This is a genomic window from Mucilaginibacter frigoritolerans, assembly GCF_007830615.1.
Taxonomy (GTDB): domain Bacteria; phylum Bacteroidota; class Bacteroidia; order Sphingobacteriales; family Sphingobacteriaceae; genus Mucilaginibacter; species Mucilaginibacter frigoritolerans.
Map to the genome: position 1 here is coordinate 185,368 of NZ_VLLI01000008.1, position 17,322 is coordinate 202,689.

At 39.7% G+C, this 17,322-nt stretch carries 16 protein-coding genes; 6 read left to right on the forward strand and 10 right to left on the reverse strand.

Annotated features, from left to right (window positions below):
• Nucleotides 1-28: 28 nt before the first annotated feature.
• Nucleotides 29-370, forward strand: a complete 342-nt coding sequence (locus tag JN11_RS14585; protein ID WP_144913717.1) for a hypothetical protein — start codon at nucleotides 29-31, stop codon at nucleotides 368-370.
• 42 nt (nucleotides 371-412) lie between these two features.
• Here the strand turns inward: JN11_RS14585 and JN11_RS14590 are convergent, their stop codons facing one another.
• A complete protein-coding gene (locus JN11_RS14590; RefSeq protein ID WP_144913719.1) occupies nucleotides 413-1,045 on the reverse strand; it encodes a DNA-3-methyladenine glycosylase family protein in 633 nt (210 codons plus the stop codon).
• Between the two features lie 63 nt (nucleotides 1,046-1,108).
• On the opposite strand from JN11_RS14590, the gene JN11_RS14595 reads away from it, so the two are divergent.
• From JN11_RS14595 to JN11_RS14610, 4 genes are all read left to right on the forward strand, one after another.
• On the forward strand, nucleotides 1,109-2,389 hold the full coding sequence (locus JN11_RS14595) for a replication-associated recombination protein A (RefSeq protein WP_144913720.1): 1,281 nt from the start codon (nucleotides 1,109-1,111) through the stop codon (nucleotides 2,387-2,389).
• Nucleotides 2,390-2,459: 70 nt separating this feature from the next.
• The gene (locus tag JN11_RS14600; RefSeq protein WP_144913722.1) at nucleotides 2,460-3,941 is read left to right on the forward strand and encodes a DUF5687 family protein; all 1,482 of its coding nucleotides are present in this window, start codon (nucleotides 2,460-2,462) and stop codon (nucleotides 3,939-3,941) included.
• Between the two features lies 1 nt (nucleotide 3,942).
• Nucleotides 3,943-4,686, forward strand: a complete 744-nt coding sequence (locus JN11_RS14605; protein ID WP_144913723.1) for an ABC transporter ATP-binding protein — start codon at nucleotides 3,943-3,945, stop codon at nucleotides 4,684-4,686.
• A gap of 67 nt (nucleotides 4,687-4,753) precedes the next feature.
• Nucleotides 4,754-5,251 (forward strand): GNAT family N-acetyltransferase, encoded by a 498-nt coding sequence (locus JN11_RS14610; RefSeq protein WP_144913725.1) that lies wholly within the window; start codon nucleotides 4,754-4,756, stop codon nucleotides 5,249-5,251.
• A gap of 1 nt (nucleotide 5,252) precedes the next feature.
• On the opposite strand, the gene JN11_RS14615 is transcribed toward JN11_RS14610, so the two are convergent.
• The 4 genes from JN11_RS14615 to JN11_RS14630 form a co-directional block, all read right to left on the reverse strand.
• Nucleotides 5,253-5,858, reverse strand: coding sequence for a hypothetical protein (locus JN11_RS14615; RefSeq protein ID WP_144913727.1), 606 nt, complete (start codon nucleotides 5,856-5,858; stop codon nucleotides 5,253-5,255).
• A 27-nt stretch (nucleotides 5,859-5,885) separates the two neighbouring features.
• A complete protein-coding gene (locus tag JN11_RS14620) occupies nucleotides 5,886-7,190 on the reverse strand; it encodes a M28 family metallopeptidase (RefSeq protein WP_144913729.1) in 1,305 nt (434 codons plus the stop codon).
• 1 nt (nucleotide 7,191) lies between these two features.
• On the reverse strand, nucleotides 7,192-9,066 hold the full coding sequence (locus tag JN11_RS14625) for a M61 family metallopeptidase (RefSeq protein WP_144913730.1): 1,875 nt from the start codon (nucleotides 9,064-9,066) through the stop codon (nucleotides 7,192-7,194).
• Between the two features lie 169 nt (nucleotides 9,067-9,235).
• A complete protein-coding gene (locus JN11_RS14630) occupies nucleotides 9,236-11,212 on the reverse strand; it encodes an alpha-ketoacid dehydrogenase subunit alpha/beta (protein WP_144913732.1) in 1,977 nt (658 codons plus the stop codon).
• Nucleotides 11,213-11,348: 136 nt separating this feature from the next.
• On the opposite strand from JN11_RS14630, the gene JN11_RS14635 reads away from it, so the two are divergent.
• Nucleotides 11,349-12,203: a DUF4198 domain-containing protein gene (locus tag JN11_RS14635; protein ID WP_144913733.1), complete on the forward strand. Its 855-nt coding sequence runs from the start codon at nucleotides 11,349-11,351 to the stop codon at nucleotides 12,201-12,203.
• Nucleotides 12,204-12,256: 53 nt separating this feature from the next.
• Here the strand turns inward: JN11_RS14635 and JN11_RS14640 are convergent, their stop codons facing one another.
• From JN11_RS14640 to accB, 5 genes are all read right to left on the reverse strand, one after another.
• A complete protein-coding gene (locus JN11_RS14640; RefSeq protein ID WP_144913735.1) occupies nucleotides 12,257-13,639 on the reverse strand; it encodes a LutB/LldF family L-lactate oxidation iron-sulfur protein in 1,383 nt (460 codons plus the stop codon).
• Nucleotides 13,640-13,740: 101 nt separating this feature from the next.
• A complete protein-coding gene (gene rpiB, locus JN11_RS14645; protein WP_144913737.1) occupies nucleotides 13,741-14,175 on the reverse strand; it encodes a ribose 5-phosphate isomerase B in 435 nt (144 codons plus the stop codon).
• 91 nt (nucleotides 14,176-14,266) lie between these two features.
• On the reverse strand, nucleotides 14,267-15,151 hold the full coding sequence (gene tatC / locus JN11_RS14650) for a twin-arginine translocase subunit TatC (protein ID WP_144913739.1): 885 nt from the start codon (nucleotides 15,149-15,151) through the stop codon (nucleotides 14,267-14,269).
• A 60-nt stretch (nucleotides 15,152-15,211) separates the two neighbouring features.
• Nucleotides 15,212-16,552 (reverse strand): acetyl-CoA carboxylase biotin carboxylase subunit, encoded by a 1,341-nt coding sequence (gene accC, locus JN11_RS14655; protein WP_144913740.1) that lies wholly within the window; start codon nucleotides 16,550-16,552, stop codon nucleotides 15,212-15,214.
• 130 nt (nucleotides 16,553-16,682) lie between these two features.
• A complete protein-coding gene (accB, locus tag JN11_RS14660; protein WP_144913742.1) occupies nucleotides 16,683-17,153 on the reverse strand; it encodes an acetyl-CoA carboxylase biotin carboxyl carrier protein in 471 nt (156 codons plus the stop codon).
• Nucleotides 17,154-17,322 lie beyond the last annotated feature (169 nt).

A 17,322-nucleotide genomic window follows, 5' to 3' on the forward strand; every position in this document is an offset into this window, starting at 1 on the left:
AGCCCCAAACTTTGTCGATTTGAAACCCTTGGATTTTAAAAATAATTATAGCGTGCTACTCTTGTTTGTAGTAGTAATAATCCTGATTTTTTTTGGACTCTATAAAAGAAAATCTATAGCTGAAAAAGCTGTTAGATGGCATTTTAACGGCCCGGTAGAAAATGTGAGGTATGATGTTAAGAGATATCCATGGGTAGTTATAAACGGAACAGAATTTAACCTGTATTATACTGTCTGGGATTTTAATGTAAAAATAAATAAGGGTGATACCCTTATAAAAGATACTGGCGATACCCGAATAAAATTAATCAGACAGGGGACTCATGATACTATCAGTTTTAATAAAAGGATAAACCTGGCAGGGAGGTAAATATTCGGAAAATAGTATATATTATATCTTACCATCAGGTATCTATGGCGTCTTTTTTGGCCATGATAAATAAAAATGCCACAACAGCATAGCAGCAATAGTTCGGTAGGGTTTCCACTTTTCTGTCATCGTTAATAGCTCTTCCCGCGTTGTATCGGGTGGTAAGCTTTTTAATCTTTTCAAAGCGTTTACGGCGGCAAGGTCACCAATGGGGAAAACATCAGGATGTTGTAAAACAAACATCAGGTAAACATCAGCCGTCCAATTGCCTATTCCTTTTAATGCTACGAGCTTGGTCCGTACCTCATCATCCGGTAGATATTGCAGCTCAGCTAAATTCAATTGTCCGCTTAATAAAGCTTCTGCTAAATATTTAATATACCCGCTTTTTTGCCTGCTTACATAACAGGCCCGCATTTCTTCATCAGTAAGCAATAATAGCCTTGCAGGGCTTAATTCCTGTAGCCGCTCTTTTAGTTTATTTAAAGCTGATAACGCTGATGCCAGCGATACTTGCTGCTCCAGAATAATATGTACCAGCGTTTCAAATGAATTTGGCCGCGACCAAAATGGCGGGTAGCCATAAGTGTCCATAATGCCTTGCAGATCGGGATCTATCACGCCCAGTTCATCACAAATAGTATGATAGTTGGTTCTGGTAAACTTATTGTTCATATTATTGTTTTAAAATTACTAAGTTTTTTAGGATTTGGCATTTACTTTTCTGAATTTTACTACATGAACAATTTGCCCCCATTAGCCGAGCGTATGCGCCCCAAAAATCTGGATGATTATGTTGGGCAAAAACACCTGGTAGGGCAGGGGGCGGTTCTGCGCAAAGCCATCGAATCAGGATCATTGCCTTCTATGATCTTTTGGGGGCCACCGGGAGTTGGTAAAACAACCCTGGCCTATATAATTTCCCAAACATTGGACAGACCCTTTTTTTCCTTGAGCGCAATCAATTCGGGTGTTAAAGATGTAAGGGAAGTTATTGAAAAGGCGTCCTTATTAAAGTTGGGCGGCCAAACGTTGCCTGTATTGTTTATTGATGAGATTCACCGCTTTTCCAAATCACAGCAGGATTCCTTATTAGGTGCCGTTGAACGGGGGATAGTAACACTTATTGGTGCTACTACAGAGAATCCATCATTCGAGGTAATTTCGGCTTTGCTGTCGCGATGCCAGGTTTATATCCTTCAGTCTTTAAATGAAGATGACCTGCTCAGTTTATTGGATAAGGCTATGAAGGAGGATGAATTACTTCGCACAAAAAATATCATCATCAAAGAAAACGAAGCATTGCTGCGCCTTTCCGGCGGCGATGCCCGCAAACTGCTCAATATTTTTGAATTGCTGGTAAATGCCTTTAACAGTAAAAAGATTGTTATTACAAATGATACCGTTTTAACGCATGTGCAGCAAAATATGGCCCTCTATGATAAGGCCGGCGAACAGCATTATGATATTATTTCGGCCTTTATAAAATCTATGCGGGGCAGCGATCCTAATGGTGCTGTTTACTGGCTTGCACGGATGATAACCGGTGGAGAAGACCCTTTATTTATTGCCCGCCGAATGCTCATCCTGGCATCGGAGGATATTGGCAATGCCAATCCTAATGCTTTGTTGCTGGCGCAAAGCTGCTTTAACGCAGTAAACGTTATCGGTATGCCCGAGTCGCAATTGATATTGTCGCAAACTGCTATCTATTTGGCAACGTCGGCTAAAAGTAATTCGGCCACTACTGCTATTGGGGCTGCAATGGCCCTGGTAAGTCAAACCGGCGATTTGCCGGTACCCCTGCATTTACGCAATGCACCAACCAAGCTAATGAAAAACCTGGGTTATGGTAAGGACTATAAATACGCCCACAGTTACGAAGGTAATTTTGCTGAGCTCGATTTTTTGCCTGAGGAGATAAAAGGAACCAAATTATATGACCCCGGTAACAATCCACGCGAAGCGGAGTCAAAAGAGAAATTGAAAAAGCTTTGGGGTAATAGATATAAATATTGAAGAGAAGCTTTATAATAAATTTTTTGTTTTATATTTCCCCTTGAAAATCATAAACTTTATCCAGCAATAAATGACATCCACTTTCATCCGGCATGAACTAAAAGCTTTTTGGCGATCAAAAAACACAGGTAAAAGTATTGTTATCCGCGTAGTAATGTCATTACTGATCCTGTATTTGCTGGTAAACATATTTGTTTTAGGCTTTTTTCTGGATGTAGTTCTTGGGAAAGTTTTCCCAAAGGATGATCTGGTTATATCATTTTGCGGCATAATCCTGTTGTATTTCCTGTCAGACCTTTTTATGCGTTTACAGCTTCAGGAACTACCAACACTGCGGGTTCAACCCTATCTGCAATTGCCGGTTAAACGGAATGCATTGGTAAGGTATTTAACCTTTACCTCGCTGTTTTCAGTATTTAATCTTTGGCCATTTATGCTATTTGTGCCATTTATTTTGAAAATAATTTCGGCCGACTATAGTAGTATAACAGCCCTTGCTTTCATTGTTTCGCTGTTAGGGTTCACTGTATTTAATAACTACCTTGCATTGTACATTAAACGCAAATCCAACTTAAACGGATGGGTATTTTTAATTGCGGCAGGTGTTATCATACTGATCGGATTGTCTGATTTTTATTTCCATTTCATATCTATCCGCAAAATATCCTATTCATTTTTTGGCCATTTAACTACACAGCCCGCTTTGGCCCTGTTGCCTGTTGCATTTGGCGGATTAATGTATTATTTGAACTTTTTATTTCTTAAAAGTAATCTTTATTTAGAAGAGCTTGGTTCGCGTAAGGATATTAAATACAAAAGCAGTACCGAATATCCTTTGCTGAGCCGTTTTGGTAGTGCAGGTGATTTGGCTGCTAACGAAATTAAATTGGTACTCCGTAATAAGCGCTCAAAATCAGCCTTGATAATGGGTTTGTTTTTTTTGTTTTATGGGCTGCTCTTTTATGGAAAGCCCGGCCCGGCGGGCTCCGATGGTTTTAAAGTGTTCATAGGGATGTTTATGACAGGTATTTTCATCATCAATTATGGCCAGTTTATGTTCAGCTGGCAGGCCTCTCATTTTGATGGCTTGCTGGTTAGTAAAATTAAGTTTACCGATTTTTTGAAAGGGAAATATTTATTGTTTACCATTATTTCCACCGGCTTTTTTGTGTTAACCACACCTTATATTTATTTCGGATGGAAAACTCTTTTAATACATTTTGTTATGTATTTATGGAACATCGGTGTTAATACTACCATGGTATTGTTTTTTGCCAACCGTAATTATAAACGTATTGATCTTTCAAAAGGGGCCGCATTTAATTGGGAAGGGGTAAGTGGCAATCAATGGATATTATCATTGCCGTTAATTATTACGCCTTATGTTATTTACTGGCCTTTTGCCTTTTTTGGCCATGCTGATATTGGATTGACCTTATTAGCAATAACCGGACTAATATTCATTTTTACACGCAGCTTTTGGATAAAAAAACTGGAAGCCGATTTTTATACAAAAAGATATACCATAGCCGAAGGTTTCAGAAACAAATAAGATGATAGAAATTAAAGACCTTAAAAAGATTTATAACGGGGTTACTGTTGTAAATGTACCACACCTGGAGATCAAAAAAGGCGAAAGCATTGGTTTAGTCGGCAATAATGGGGCCGGTAAAACCACCTTATTCCGTATGATGCTTGACCTGATAAGACCAGAGCGCGGCGAAGTATTGATAAATGGCGAACTTGTTGCCGGGCACGAAAACTGGAAAAACTTTACAGCCTCCTATCTGGATGAGGGTTTTTTGATAGATTACCTGACGCCGGAAGAGTATTTTTACTTTATAGGTGGCTTACATCAGCAAAGCCCTGCCCATGTGGATGATTTTTTGTCAGGTCTTACTGATTTTTTTAATGGGGAGATCTTAAAGCGCGGTAAATATATCCGCGATCTGTCAAAAGGAAATCAGTGTAAAGTAGGGGTAGCATCGTGCCTGCTGCAAAATCCGCAGTTATTGATGCTGGACGAGCCCTTTGCCAATATTGACCCAAGTACCCAGTTTCGCTTAAAAAATATTGTTAAGGACCTAAATAAGAATAAAGGTGTAACTACACTTATTTCCAGTCATGACCTTAACCATATTACAGATGTTTGTGATCGTATCCTGCTGATGGAAAAAGGAGTGATCATTAAAGATATAGCCACCAGTTCATCTACCTTAAGCGAGCTGGAGAATTATTTTGGTGTAGAGCAAGCGTTCGCTGCTCCTGTTAAGATAGACGAAGAAGAAAATCATTAATTTTTATATTTGTAATATTATATATACTGCAAAGACGCAATAAATCGCGTCTTTGCTCATTTTATTTATGCCGTATTTAATTAGAAAAGCAAATCCTGCTGATGTGGAAACTATCCGTAGTATAGCCGACAAAACCTGGTGGAATGCTTACTCGCCTATATTAGAAAAAGAACAAATAGCCTACATGCTGGGCGACATTTATTCTGTTGAAAAGATTACCTCTCAATTGGAAACAGGCGCTCAAATTTTTCTTTTGTTAATTGAAGATGAAAAACCAGTAGCATTTGCAGCCTTCTCACCTCGTGAAGAAGATCCTGAAATTTACAAGCTGCACAAACTTTATTGTTTGCCCGAAACACAGGGAAAAGGTTATGGTAAAATTTTAATAAACGAAGTAGCCAATGAAACTATTGCAGCAGGCAAACGAGTGCTAGATTTGAACGTTAACCGCTATAATAAGGCAAAATCATTTTACGAAAAAATGGGCTTTGAAGTAGCCTATGAAGAAGATATTGCTATTGGCAAATATTGGATGAATGATTACGTAATGAGGAAGCAATTGTAAATTAACCAATTTGTAATCTGTATAACCGCTTACCTTCTGTTATCATATAAATACCATAACAACTGGTTGCTATGCCAATGCCTATACCTAACAAAGTAAATACCCCGCTTTGGGTAAGCGTTTTGTTTAACGATAGCGCAATACTCAAAATGGCAATTACAGTACTCCAGGTAGCCAGGTAATAATCAATAGTGCGTTTAAATACTTTGGCTAGCGGGAAGAAGTGCAGCCCAACTACCAAAGCAAGCACCGGCATAGTTAATTCTGGATGACCTAGATTGATCACCACATTGATGCCAATAAAAATGCCCAGGCCTTCTGTTCCGAAAATAATACCAAACCATTTTCCCATTCTCTTTTCTTCTGCAATATCGGCCTCCGAAGTTAGTTTGGGAAAATGTTTAGCTGCGTTGAATAGTTTTATGGCGTTTACTACAAATAGTACACTAAGAGCCGGGAAAATAATCAGAACAAACCAATAACCGGTATCTTTTAAGCCCCCATAGCCAATGCCTGCCCATAGGGAAGTAAAAACAGCCATCATTATTAATCCTGTAGCTATACCTTTTATTGCACTGTCAGGAATTATATGTTGCTCTTTTTTCATATAGTTTAGGTTATTTAATTTTTATGATTATTTCTCCAGCTTAGCTACTCTGGTAGGGGTGTCTATTCCGGATACTATGGTTCTTGAACTTAAAGCGATAGCTTTTATCATTGAGGTAATATTGCCCAAATCCAGCGTACTTACTTCATCTTTTACAGTATGATAAAGCTTATCGATATCTATTTCATCTGTTGAGATGGTATGCGCCGGTACACCAACCCTGGCTAATGATGCATTGTCGCTACGGTAAAATAAATCCTGCTCAGGATATGGATCCGGATGGAAGCTGTAAGGGCTTCCTTTCAGGTTTTTTTGCAAAATAGGTCCGAAATCTGAACGCTCAAAACCTGTAATAAATGCCGCGTTCTTACCAAACTTTGATGGCTTGCCAATCATCTCTATGTTGAACATGGCAATTACTTTGTCTGGTTCAACGGTAGTTGCAAAATGCTGTGAACCAAACTCGCCTATTTCTTCGGCTGTAAAAGTTACAAAAACTAAAGTGCGGGCATTATCATTTAACTTTTTGAAGTACTTAGCCAGTTCAATAACTGCAGTTGATCCTGATGCATCATCATCGGCGCCATTGGCAATACTATCGCCCTGCACAGGTTTCAGAATGCCTAAATGATCGTAATGCGCAGAGAAGATCACATATTCATTAGGTTTGGTTTTGCCAGGGATTATCCCGGCAACGTTAAATAAGTTAAGCTCTTCTGTTTTGCTGGCATAGCTTACCGAAAATGATTTAACGTCGTCATATTTACCCAATACAAATACCAGCGAGGTATTGTCACCTGCTTTCGTAACGATGGTTCCTTTGCCGGCAACATCCTTTATCTTGTTAAAAATAGACGTAAACTGCGGATCAACAAATATCAGCATGTTCTTTCCGCTGCGTTTATAGCTAATATATTCATCCCTGAAATTCATCCCTGCACTCAGTTTGGCAATCTTTACATCGTTGTTATTTGACCACTCCAATACTGGCAACTTTGAATCAACAAAAGCGCTATCCTTTGAAATTATTTTTCCATTGATACTTACAAAAGTTTTTAATGCACTTAAACGTGTCATTTTGAAATTTTGCCTGAAGCCATCATCCCCTGGCAAGGGCTGTAGCCCTATTTGTTTGTATTCGCCTTCAATAAATTGAGCTGCTTTTTCAATACCGGGTGTAAAGGTAGCCCGCCCCTGCATATCATCAGAAGCAAGGGTTTTAATAATACGCTCTACATCATTTTTCTGTATAAGCGTATTTACATCCTGCCCAAAACAGTAAAATGAGCTTACAGACAAAGCAATTGCCGGAATTAATTTTTTAATCTTCATGTTATTTAACTTTTGATAGTAACCAGTTGTTACGGAAAGCCTGCTGATCTTTGGTTAATTCTTTACCTGCTTTTTCAAAGGTAACCACTTCAAGGTAAGGGTTTTCTTCTAATGTAATGGTGGTTTCATGATTGCCTGTACGATTCTTATAACTAATCACAATCTTATCGCCTATATTTTTGGAAGCCACTACGGCATCAAATGCCTGCTGGTCTTTTATCTCTGTGCCATCAGCTTTTAAAATAACATCACCTGCATCCAATCCCGCTTTATAAATCGGGGTCCCAGAAACCGTGCTTGAAGTTATAGGCAATCCTTCGGTTGTAGTTATACGGGACTGTCCGGATCGGCCTCTGCCGCCATTACCACCAAGAGAACCAGCCCATGCTTTGCCTGGTTCAGCTTTTTTTAATACTAAGCCAGCTTTGGCTAAAAGGGCTTCGTAATTATTTTTCTCGATTCCGTAAATGTATTTATTGAAGAAATCAGCAGCAAATTTGGGATTTTTGGTCAGTTTGGCCAGGTCACTTTGTAAATCGGGAATGGTATATGGTTTCATTATTTTGCCGCGGGCAAGCCATACTGCTTTCATATAATCATCCAGTGTAAGATTAAACTCGCTGCGTAAACGAAGATCGAGTGCCAGGGCGGTTGCTCCGCCGTAATAATAATAGCTAGTAAAAACGTTATTGTTATTGTTTGGATCGATAGATACACCGGCATCAGCGAATACAGAATAACGACTCATTTGAGCAGCTGAATAGTTAGCGGCAGCAGGTGTATTCAATACAGCGTTAACCAGGCCGCTCAGTGTGTGGGTGTACTCATCAATGGTACGGAAGCTTGAACGTTCCAGCAATAATTCGCCATAATATTGGGTAAAGCCTTCAGCAAACCAAAGTTCGCTGCTCATATTAGCATGCTCAAAATTAAATGGTTCTAATGATTTTGGGCGGATGCGTTTTACGTTCCAGCTATGAAAGTACTCATGCGAAAATGTGCCTAATAATTTTACTTCATTACCTTCAACTTTATCAATAGGCTGTACGATGCAGGTTGAATTACGGTGCTCCATACCATCGCCTGCTGTTGTTGGATGAACATCATCTAAAAAGGTATATTCACCAAAATCATAAGTTGGAAGCTCGCCAAATACTGCTTTTTCTTCGAGCACCATTTTTTGCACCATTTTACCGAAATTATCAATTACCGGCTGGGCATCATCTGAGTGCACTACTAAATTAATTTTTTCTGTTTTTCCATCTGTATTTACTACGTTCCAGCTGGTTTCGGTAAAATTTGAAAGTTCAGTGGGGCTATCCATCAGGTATTGCAAATCAGGGGCGCTATAAATACCTGCACCTTCATTTTTTAACTGTGTTGCAACTTTCCATCCGTATTTTTCCAGATCATTAAACTCAACTGTAATAGGGCGTTTTTGTAATTCGGGTACCCACATAAAAGCTGCGGGCATGTTTAAATGGGCATGGCTCACATCAATACTGGCATAAGTTCCGTCGGTCCAGTTACCAAACAGCGTATAGCTTATCTTTACGGTTTCGCTATGATCGGGGCCAACTTCATATACATCACCTTCCAGTTGTTTTAAATCAATAGCTTTTCCACTAACATCAGTAGCTTTAACATTATAAATATTTTTGCCAAACTCATGTGTTGCATAACGCCCGGCTGATGAACGGCTCATTCTTATTTTAAATTCTTTTCCCGGAGCCTGGGGAATGGTCATCACAATTTCTGCTTCATGATGCACCGCATTAGGGAATGATACAGAATAGAAAATTCCTTTAGATACTTGCTGAGCAAAGGAAGCACCAGCCCCCAAAAGAACAATAGATAGCAACAGTAACTTTTTCATTTATAAAAACAAATTTTGGATAGTAAATAGCTGGCGTTAAATTACCATTAAATCGGTAAAAACACCATATCATTTTTATTACGAAGCGATAATGAGCAATCAGGATAACAGAATAATACCCCTACTCTTCTTTCTACTGAAACGCACACAATAAATAATAATTGGCAATTTAATAGCTAAGTAAACGCGTCATGGTTTCTTCCAGGCGCGATTTAGCTAAAAACTGATCTTCGAGGGTCTTACTCATTGGGATGGCCGTATCTAAACTGGCACAGCGTAAAACAGGTGCATCCAGGTGTTTAAAGCAATGTTCTGCAATATGTGCAGAAATCTCACTGCCGAATCCGTTGGTCAATGTATCTTCCTGTAAAATAAGGACACGGCCTGTTTTCTTTACGCTTATTTCAACTGCCTCTTTGTCCCATGGCTGCAAGCTGCGCAGATCAATAATTTCAACCGGTATATCAGGATGATTTTGGGCATATTGTATGGCCCAGTGTACTCCTAAACCAAAGGTTATAATGCTGGCAATGCTGCCTTGTTGTATAACTTTGGCTTTGCCAATTTCAACATAATAGTCGCCCACAGGCACTTCGCCGCTAATACTGCGGTAAAGGTATTTATGTTCAAAAAACATTACCGGGTTAGCATCGTCAATAGCCGCCATCAGCAAACCTTTGGCATCATCAGGGAAGGCGGGATAAACCACCTTTAACCCCGGTGTTTTGGTAAACCAGGCCTCATTACTTTGTGAGTGAAAAGGCCCTGCGCCGGTTCCTGCGCCAGCAGGCATCCGGATAACCACATCCACAGGCTGTTCCCAGCGGTAATGGGTTTTGGCCAGGTTGTTTATTATCTGGTTAAAACCGCAGGAAACAAAATCGGCAAACTGCATTTCCATTACAGCCTTGTATCCATTAAGTGCAAGCCCCATAGCGGCCCCCACAACGCCCGATTCGCAGATAGGAGTGTTACGCACCCTATCTTTTCCAAATTCTTCTACAAAGCCCTGTGTTATTTTAAATGCGCCACCATATTCCGCAATGTCCTGACCCATTATTACCAGGTTATCATATTTGCGCATGCCCTGTTTAAGGCCATCACTTATGGCATCAATATAGCGCCGGTTGCTGGTAATTTTTGAGGCTTGAAATGCCGGAAATGTATATCTCTTATACATGTCGGCCAACTCGGTGTTTACATCCGGTATAATATCTTTTTCTCCGAAAGCTTTTTCAATTTCTGTTTCTATCAGCGCAGTAAATTCGGCTCTCATTTTTGGTAACCAATCCGGTCGCAAAACATTTTCGTCCAACAAGAAATTTTCAAAATTCATCAACGGATCTTTTTCCCGCCAGGTTTCGAATAAATGTTGTGGTACATATTTAGTTCCGGATGCTTCTTCATGCCCCCGCATCCTGAAAGTCATGCATTCCAGTAAAACAGGTCGCGGGTTTTCGCGCATGCTTGTAGCCAGTTCATTAACAGTATGGTAAACATCCAGCAGGTTATTGCCATCAATCCGGCGGCCTTCCATGCCATATCCTATTGCTTTATCTACCAAGTGCGTGGCCCTGTATTGTTCATTAACCGGGGTTGAAAGACCGTAGCCATTGTTCTCAATCAAAAATATCACAGGCAGGTTCCACACTGCAGCAATGTTTAATGCTTCGTGGAAATCACCTTCGCTGGTAGCGCCTTCACCGGTAAATACCAGTGTGGCTTTTTTGCGTTTACTTAATGTATCTGCAAGAGCAATACCATCTGCCAGGGCAAGCTGAGGCCCCAGATGAGATATCATTCCTATAATTTTATATTCCTGTGTACCAAAGTGAAAAGACCTGTCGCGCCCTTTAGTAAAGCCCGAAGGTTTGCCCTGCCATTGTGCCATCAGGCGCGATAAAGGAATCTCTCTGGAAGTAAATACACCCAGATTGCGGTGCATAGGTAATATGTACTCATCAATGTTCATGGCAAGGGTGCTGCCTACGGCTATAGCTTCCTGCCCTATGCCCGAAAACCATTTGCCAATGCGCCCTTGTCTCAGCAGAATCAGCATTTTCTCTTCAACCAGGCGCGGCCATAACAACTTTTTGTAAAATTCAAGCAGTTGATTGTTATTTAGGTTTTTTCGGTCAAAAATCATCTAGCAAAACTACTGAAGTTTTTAAAACTTTGTATGTTTGAGGAAATGTTCATTAGTGCATTTGTCCGGTAGTTTATCGGGCCGATAATCGATATGATGATATATCGATTAATAGTCTATCTCACCACCTGTAAATATGAAGAAAAAACAACTTTTGTTATTAATACTGGCCGCTGCTGTAGCCATAGCTGCTACCACTCACGATTATTTTTTACTGCCCGAGAACTTTTTTTTGCATAAAGGAGATAAGCTTAATCTGCATTTATTGGGCGGCGAAACATTTGTTAAATCGGAAGAGATTGGCTATCAGTCTAAAAGCACGGTTAAGTTCATGATTTATGAGGGATCGAAGAAAACTGATCTAACTAAGGTGGCAAAGGATAGTGCAGCCCCGATAATTGATTATACGATGCTTAACAGCGGACAGGCATTAATTGAAATGACCCGTAGCGCTGAATACAATGATGCCTCAAGGGATAATTTTGCTGATTTTTTAACTTCCCAGGGGCTTGATAAGATGGCCGACAAGGTTAAAAATGCCAATCAGTTCAGAATCAGGCAAAAAATTACAAGGTACATGAAAACTCTTGTTTCTGTTGATGATCAGGATGGTAACTTATATGGTAAAGTTTTAAACGATGATTTTGAGATTATTTTAAAAGATAACCCTTACAAAAAGAAGTACGGAGATGACATGTCTGCCCAGCTAAAATTTCAAGGTAAACCAGCCGCTGGTGCATCCGTTGGGCTTTACATTAAAACCATAAAAGGTAGCGTTTATACCAGTAATTTAACTACTGATAAAGATGGTATGGTAAGCTTCACTATGAGCCGTGAGGGTATTTTTATGTTGCGAAGCGTGCGTATTGAACCAACAAAAGATAAGGAAGCTGATTATGAAAGCTGGTGGACCTCCTATACCTTTCCATTCAGCAGCTCAGACGAAATGCCAAATACTTATAAGGAATTTGGCTTTGGTAATAAGCATTAATTATAAGCAATCAGATTTTGGCTTATTTGAGTAGTAAAACAGCTGAAATCTGATTACTCCATCCCGTTGCGCTCCTGCCATTGTTTACTGAATGATTTGTCAGCAACTTTAGGCATTTCCCTGTAATGTCCCCATGTTTTTTTGAAGAAGATGCGCAAGAACAGGTTTTTTATTTTACCGCCAAAAAAGTCAGTACGCTTGCGGGTAAGCATGGCTCTTTTCCAGTAATGCCAGCCCCATTTTTCTTTGGTGCTTACCAAATGCTCACTAACAGCATCACGGCGGTTTAGCAAAAGCATTTTGTGGATATCAATTTTTACCGGACATACTTCGGTGCATTTACCACAAAGACTGGAGGCATAACTAAGATGCTTAAACTCATCCATCCCTTTCATGTGCGGGCTAATAATAGAACCTATTGGCCCGCTGTAGGTAGTGTCATAAGTATGACCGCCAATGTTTTTGTAAACAGGGCAGGCATTTAAACAAGCTCCGCAGCGGATGCAGTATAAAGCCTGGCGTTGTTCTTTTTGTGCTAACAGGTTGGTGCGGCCATTATCCAGTAATATCACATACATTTCTTCGGGGCCGTCTGTTTCATCTCCTTGCCTTGGGCCGCTTAATATAGTATTGTAAACCGTTAAATTTTGTCCGGTTCCATGTGTTGCCAGTATGGGCCAGAACAGATCAAGATCGGTAATAGAGGGGATGATTTTCTCGATGCCTACTACTGCAATATGTATTTTGGGAAATGATGTACTTAGGCGCGCATTGCCTTCATTTTCGCTTATAGCAATGCTGCCGGTATCCGCAATTAAAAAATTAGCACCGGTAATACCAACATCAGCATTTACATATTTTTCACGTAGCAGTTCACGGGCTTTTTGGGTTAATTGTTCAGGAGTAGCATCAATAGGGGAGCCAAATTTTTCATTAAATAGCTTTGCGATATCTTCTTTTGAAAGGTGCATGGCCGGGGTAACAATATGATAAGGCTTTTGCCCCAGCAATTGTACAATATATTCGCCCAGATCAGTTTCTAATGATTCAATGTGGTGATGTTCCAGAAACTCATTAAGCTCTATTTCCTCGGTCACCATTGATTTTGATTTGACCACGGTTTTGGCACCGGCTTTTTTTAGGATATTAAGGATCTCGCGGTTGGCTTCTTCGGCATCATTTGCCCAAATTACCTTACCGCCACGTTTTTGGAAATTGGCTTCAAACTCCGGCAAAATCTTGTCGAGGTTTTCCATTACTTTCCATTTAATCACATGTCCTTTACGCTTGATGTTTTCGAGATTGGTGATTTTTGACAGGCCCTTTTCAACAGCTGCATCATACTTACCAATGTTGTATTTAATGATGCGCCTGTGGTCGGTGTCAAAAGCCTTATCCTCAGAGGTTATCAAAAATTCTTCTGCGGTGCTTCCCATTTTGCGAAGTTAGTTGTTTTAGTCTTAAGTCAAAAGCCTTTATTCTAAGTCGTTAGATTTTCTTTTTGGACTTATTACTTCAGACTATAACCAAACAACCCTTAACACGCAATTTTGTTTACCCTTGTAGCATGACGTCCACCCTCAAAGGCTGTACTCAGAAAGGTTCTTACGATTTTTTTTGCTTCATGAATCGAAATAAAACGGGCAGGGATGCATACAATGTTGGCATTGTTATGTTGCCTTGCTAAAGAAGCTAATTCTTCGTTCCAGCAAATGGCTGCGCGGATACCTGCATGTTTGTTGGCAGTAATGGCTACACCATTGGCACTGCCACAAATTAAAATGCCGAAATCAAATTCGCCGCTTTCAACAGCCAACGCTACGGGATGGGCAAAATCAGGATAATCGACAGATTCAGCAGAATAAGTGCCAAAGTCTTTAAACTTGTTAAATTCCAGGCTCTCGCTTAATAGTTGTTTGTAATCAAAGCCGGCATGGTCGGAACCAATGGCAATTTTTAGCTCTGGATTCATTATTTGGAAGATTTATAGAAATTGGTTTAACAAATATGTTGATTTAAAGATTTGATATCAAATCTTTAAATCAACATATCAATCTTTTTAATTATTCTGCGTTTAATTCTTCTCGTTTACGTCTGCGTTGCACTACAGCCGATACTATTATACTGAGTTCATACAATATAAACAGTGGCATGGCAACAACCAGCATAGTAAGGGCATCAGGCGATGGAGTTATAATAGCTGCTATTACTAAAATAATAACGGTAGCGTATCTGCGTTTTTCGCGCATAAACTTGGGCGTAAGTATGCCCAGGCTCGACAGAATATAAACCACAATAGGCAATTGGAATACTATTCCGGCTAACAGCGTTAGCATAGTAACCGACGAAATGTAAGAGTCAATGCTAAATAAGTTTTCAATGGTATCACTTACTGTATAGCTTGCTAAAAAGCGTATGGATAAAGGGGTTACTACATAGTATCCAAAAAGCACACCCAGAAAAAACAGGAAAGAAGAATAAAACACAAAACCACTTGCCGCTTTGCGTTCTTTTTCGTGTAATGCGGGTCTTATAAAGCGCCATATCTCAAACAATAAATAAGGGATACCTAAGGTAAGGCCTATCATTATTGATGAATTAAGCTGGAGGTTAAACTGCCCGGCAAGCTCTGTATTGATTAGCTTTACATTTATCTTCTCTACACAAAAACTTTTAGCCTTAAAGTAAGAATTAAAGTTTTGGAGGGCGGCACCGGCATTACACATCATCCGGTACGTCCAGAAATCGGTGTGGGTAGGCGCCATGATGATATTTTTGAAGATATCATCATAATAAATGAAGGTAACAATAGCAAATACCAATACCGCAAAGGCAGACCTTAGGAAGTGCCATCTTAAAGCTTCCAGATGTTCAAAAAAGGACATCTCGCCTTCAATGCTGTTGCCCTTATCTCTTATCGCTTTAATCAGTTTACTTCCTATGTTCATAATTGAAAATGCTTTCCCATTCTTTAAGCACAGCGCTTGGCTTGCTTATTAAACGTAATTTTATGCGGTAAATTCAAATGTTTCCATAAACTTAGTGGTAAAATTACCGGCACGGAAATTTGGATCCTGTAGTAATTTTAAATGGAAAGGTATGGTAGTTTTTACACCTTCAATCACAAATTCACTTAATGCACGTTCCATTGTAGCCAGTGCTTCATCGCGGGTTTGCGCCATGCAAATAACCTTGGCTATCATTGAATCATAGTTAGGTGGTATTACATAACCGGTATAAACGTGTGTGTCAATACGTACACCGTGGCCACCCGGAGAGTGGAAGTTGGTGATTTTACCCGGTGATGGGCGGAAGTTATTAAAAGGATCTTCGGCATTGATACGGCACTCAATTGCATGTAATATTGGTTCGTAGTTTTTGCCTGATATAGGTATGCCTGCGGCAACCTTTATTTGTTCTTTAATCAAATCAAAGTTGATTACTTCTTCTGTAACCGGATGTTCTACCTGTATACGGGTATTCATCTCCATGAAATAAAAATTCCGGTCTTTATCAACCAAAAACTCTACTGTTCCGGCACCTTCATATTTCACAGCTTTAGCACCTTTAATGGCGGCGTCGCCCATTTTTTTACGCAGTTTTTCTGTCATAAAAGGTGATGGGGATTCTTCAACCAATTTCTGGTGGCGACGCTGAATAGAACAGTCGCGTTCAGAAAGGTGGCAAACTTTACCGTACTGATCACCTACCACCTGTATTTCGATGTGACGTGGATCCTGTACGTATTTCTCCAGATACATGCCATCGTTACCAAAAGCTGCACCAGATTCGGCACGGGCAGAGTCCCATGCGCCTTCAAACTCTTCGTCTTTCCAAACAATACGCATCCCACGGCCACCGCCACCGGCTGTAGCTTTTAAAATTACTGGGTAACCTATTTTCTTGGCAATTTCAATGCCTTCTTTTACACTTTGCAATAAACCTTCAGAACCTGGAATAGTAGGTACACCAGCTTTTTTCATGGTTTCTTTAGCCGAAGCCTTATCACCCATAGAATTTATCTGGGCTGCGGTAGCGCCGATAAATTTAATGCCGTATTCTGCGCAGATAGCAGAGAATTTTGCGTTCTCTGACAAGAAGCCATAACCCGGGTGAATAGCATCAGCGTTGGTTAATTCAGCAGCTGATATGATATTAGGGATATTTAAATAAGAGTCTCTGCTTGGAGGGGGGCCTATGCAAACAGCTTCATCAGCAAAACGTACATGAAGGCTATCACGGTCGGCAGTTGAATATACAGCTACGGTTTTAATACCCATTTCCTTACAGGTACGAATAATTCGCAGGGCAATTTCACCACGGTTAGCTATTAATATTTTTTTAAACATGTTTTTTTAGTTAAGTGGTTGATTAAGTTGAATTGTTGATTGAGTTTTAATATTAATTATCAGTTGATCAAGAGAACTGGCTTATAAAACCACTCACTTAATCAACTAGTCAACCTAATCAACTAAACAATTAAATAGGTTCAACCAAAAATAACGGTTGGTCATATTCAACCGGTGATGCATTGTCAACCAATATTTTCACAATACGGCCTGAAATTTCTGATTCAATTTCATTAAATAATTTCATTGCTTCAATAATGCAAAGTACCGATCCTTGTTTTATTTCGTCACCAACGTTAACAAACAAAGGTTTATCCGGGCTTGATGAACGGTAGAAAGTTCCAATCATTGGTGATTTTATGGTCACATATTTTGATGTGTCAGCAACAGGTTCAGCTGGTGCTGATGCGGCTACCGGTGCGGCAGCAATCTGTGCAGGTGCAGCAGAAAACTGTTGAACATCAGGTATGGTTGCATTAACTACTGTTGCAACCTGATTAGTTTTAATAGTGATCTTAAAGTTTTCCTGCTCAATTGAAACTTCGTTTACTCCTGATTTGGAAACAAAGCGTATGAGATCTTGTATTTGTTTAATATCCATGCTCGGGCGTTAGTTGTTTTGGATAAAGTTATATGTTAATATGCAGATGTGCAAACTTGCTTGCTTGTAATACGCTGATGTGCAGATTTCAAATAAACAGATTACCCATTTGCTGATTTTTGACTTGTTATTTATAATTATAAACTGTTTTAATTAAATAATGTGTTAT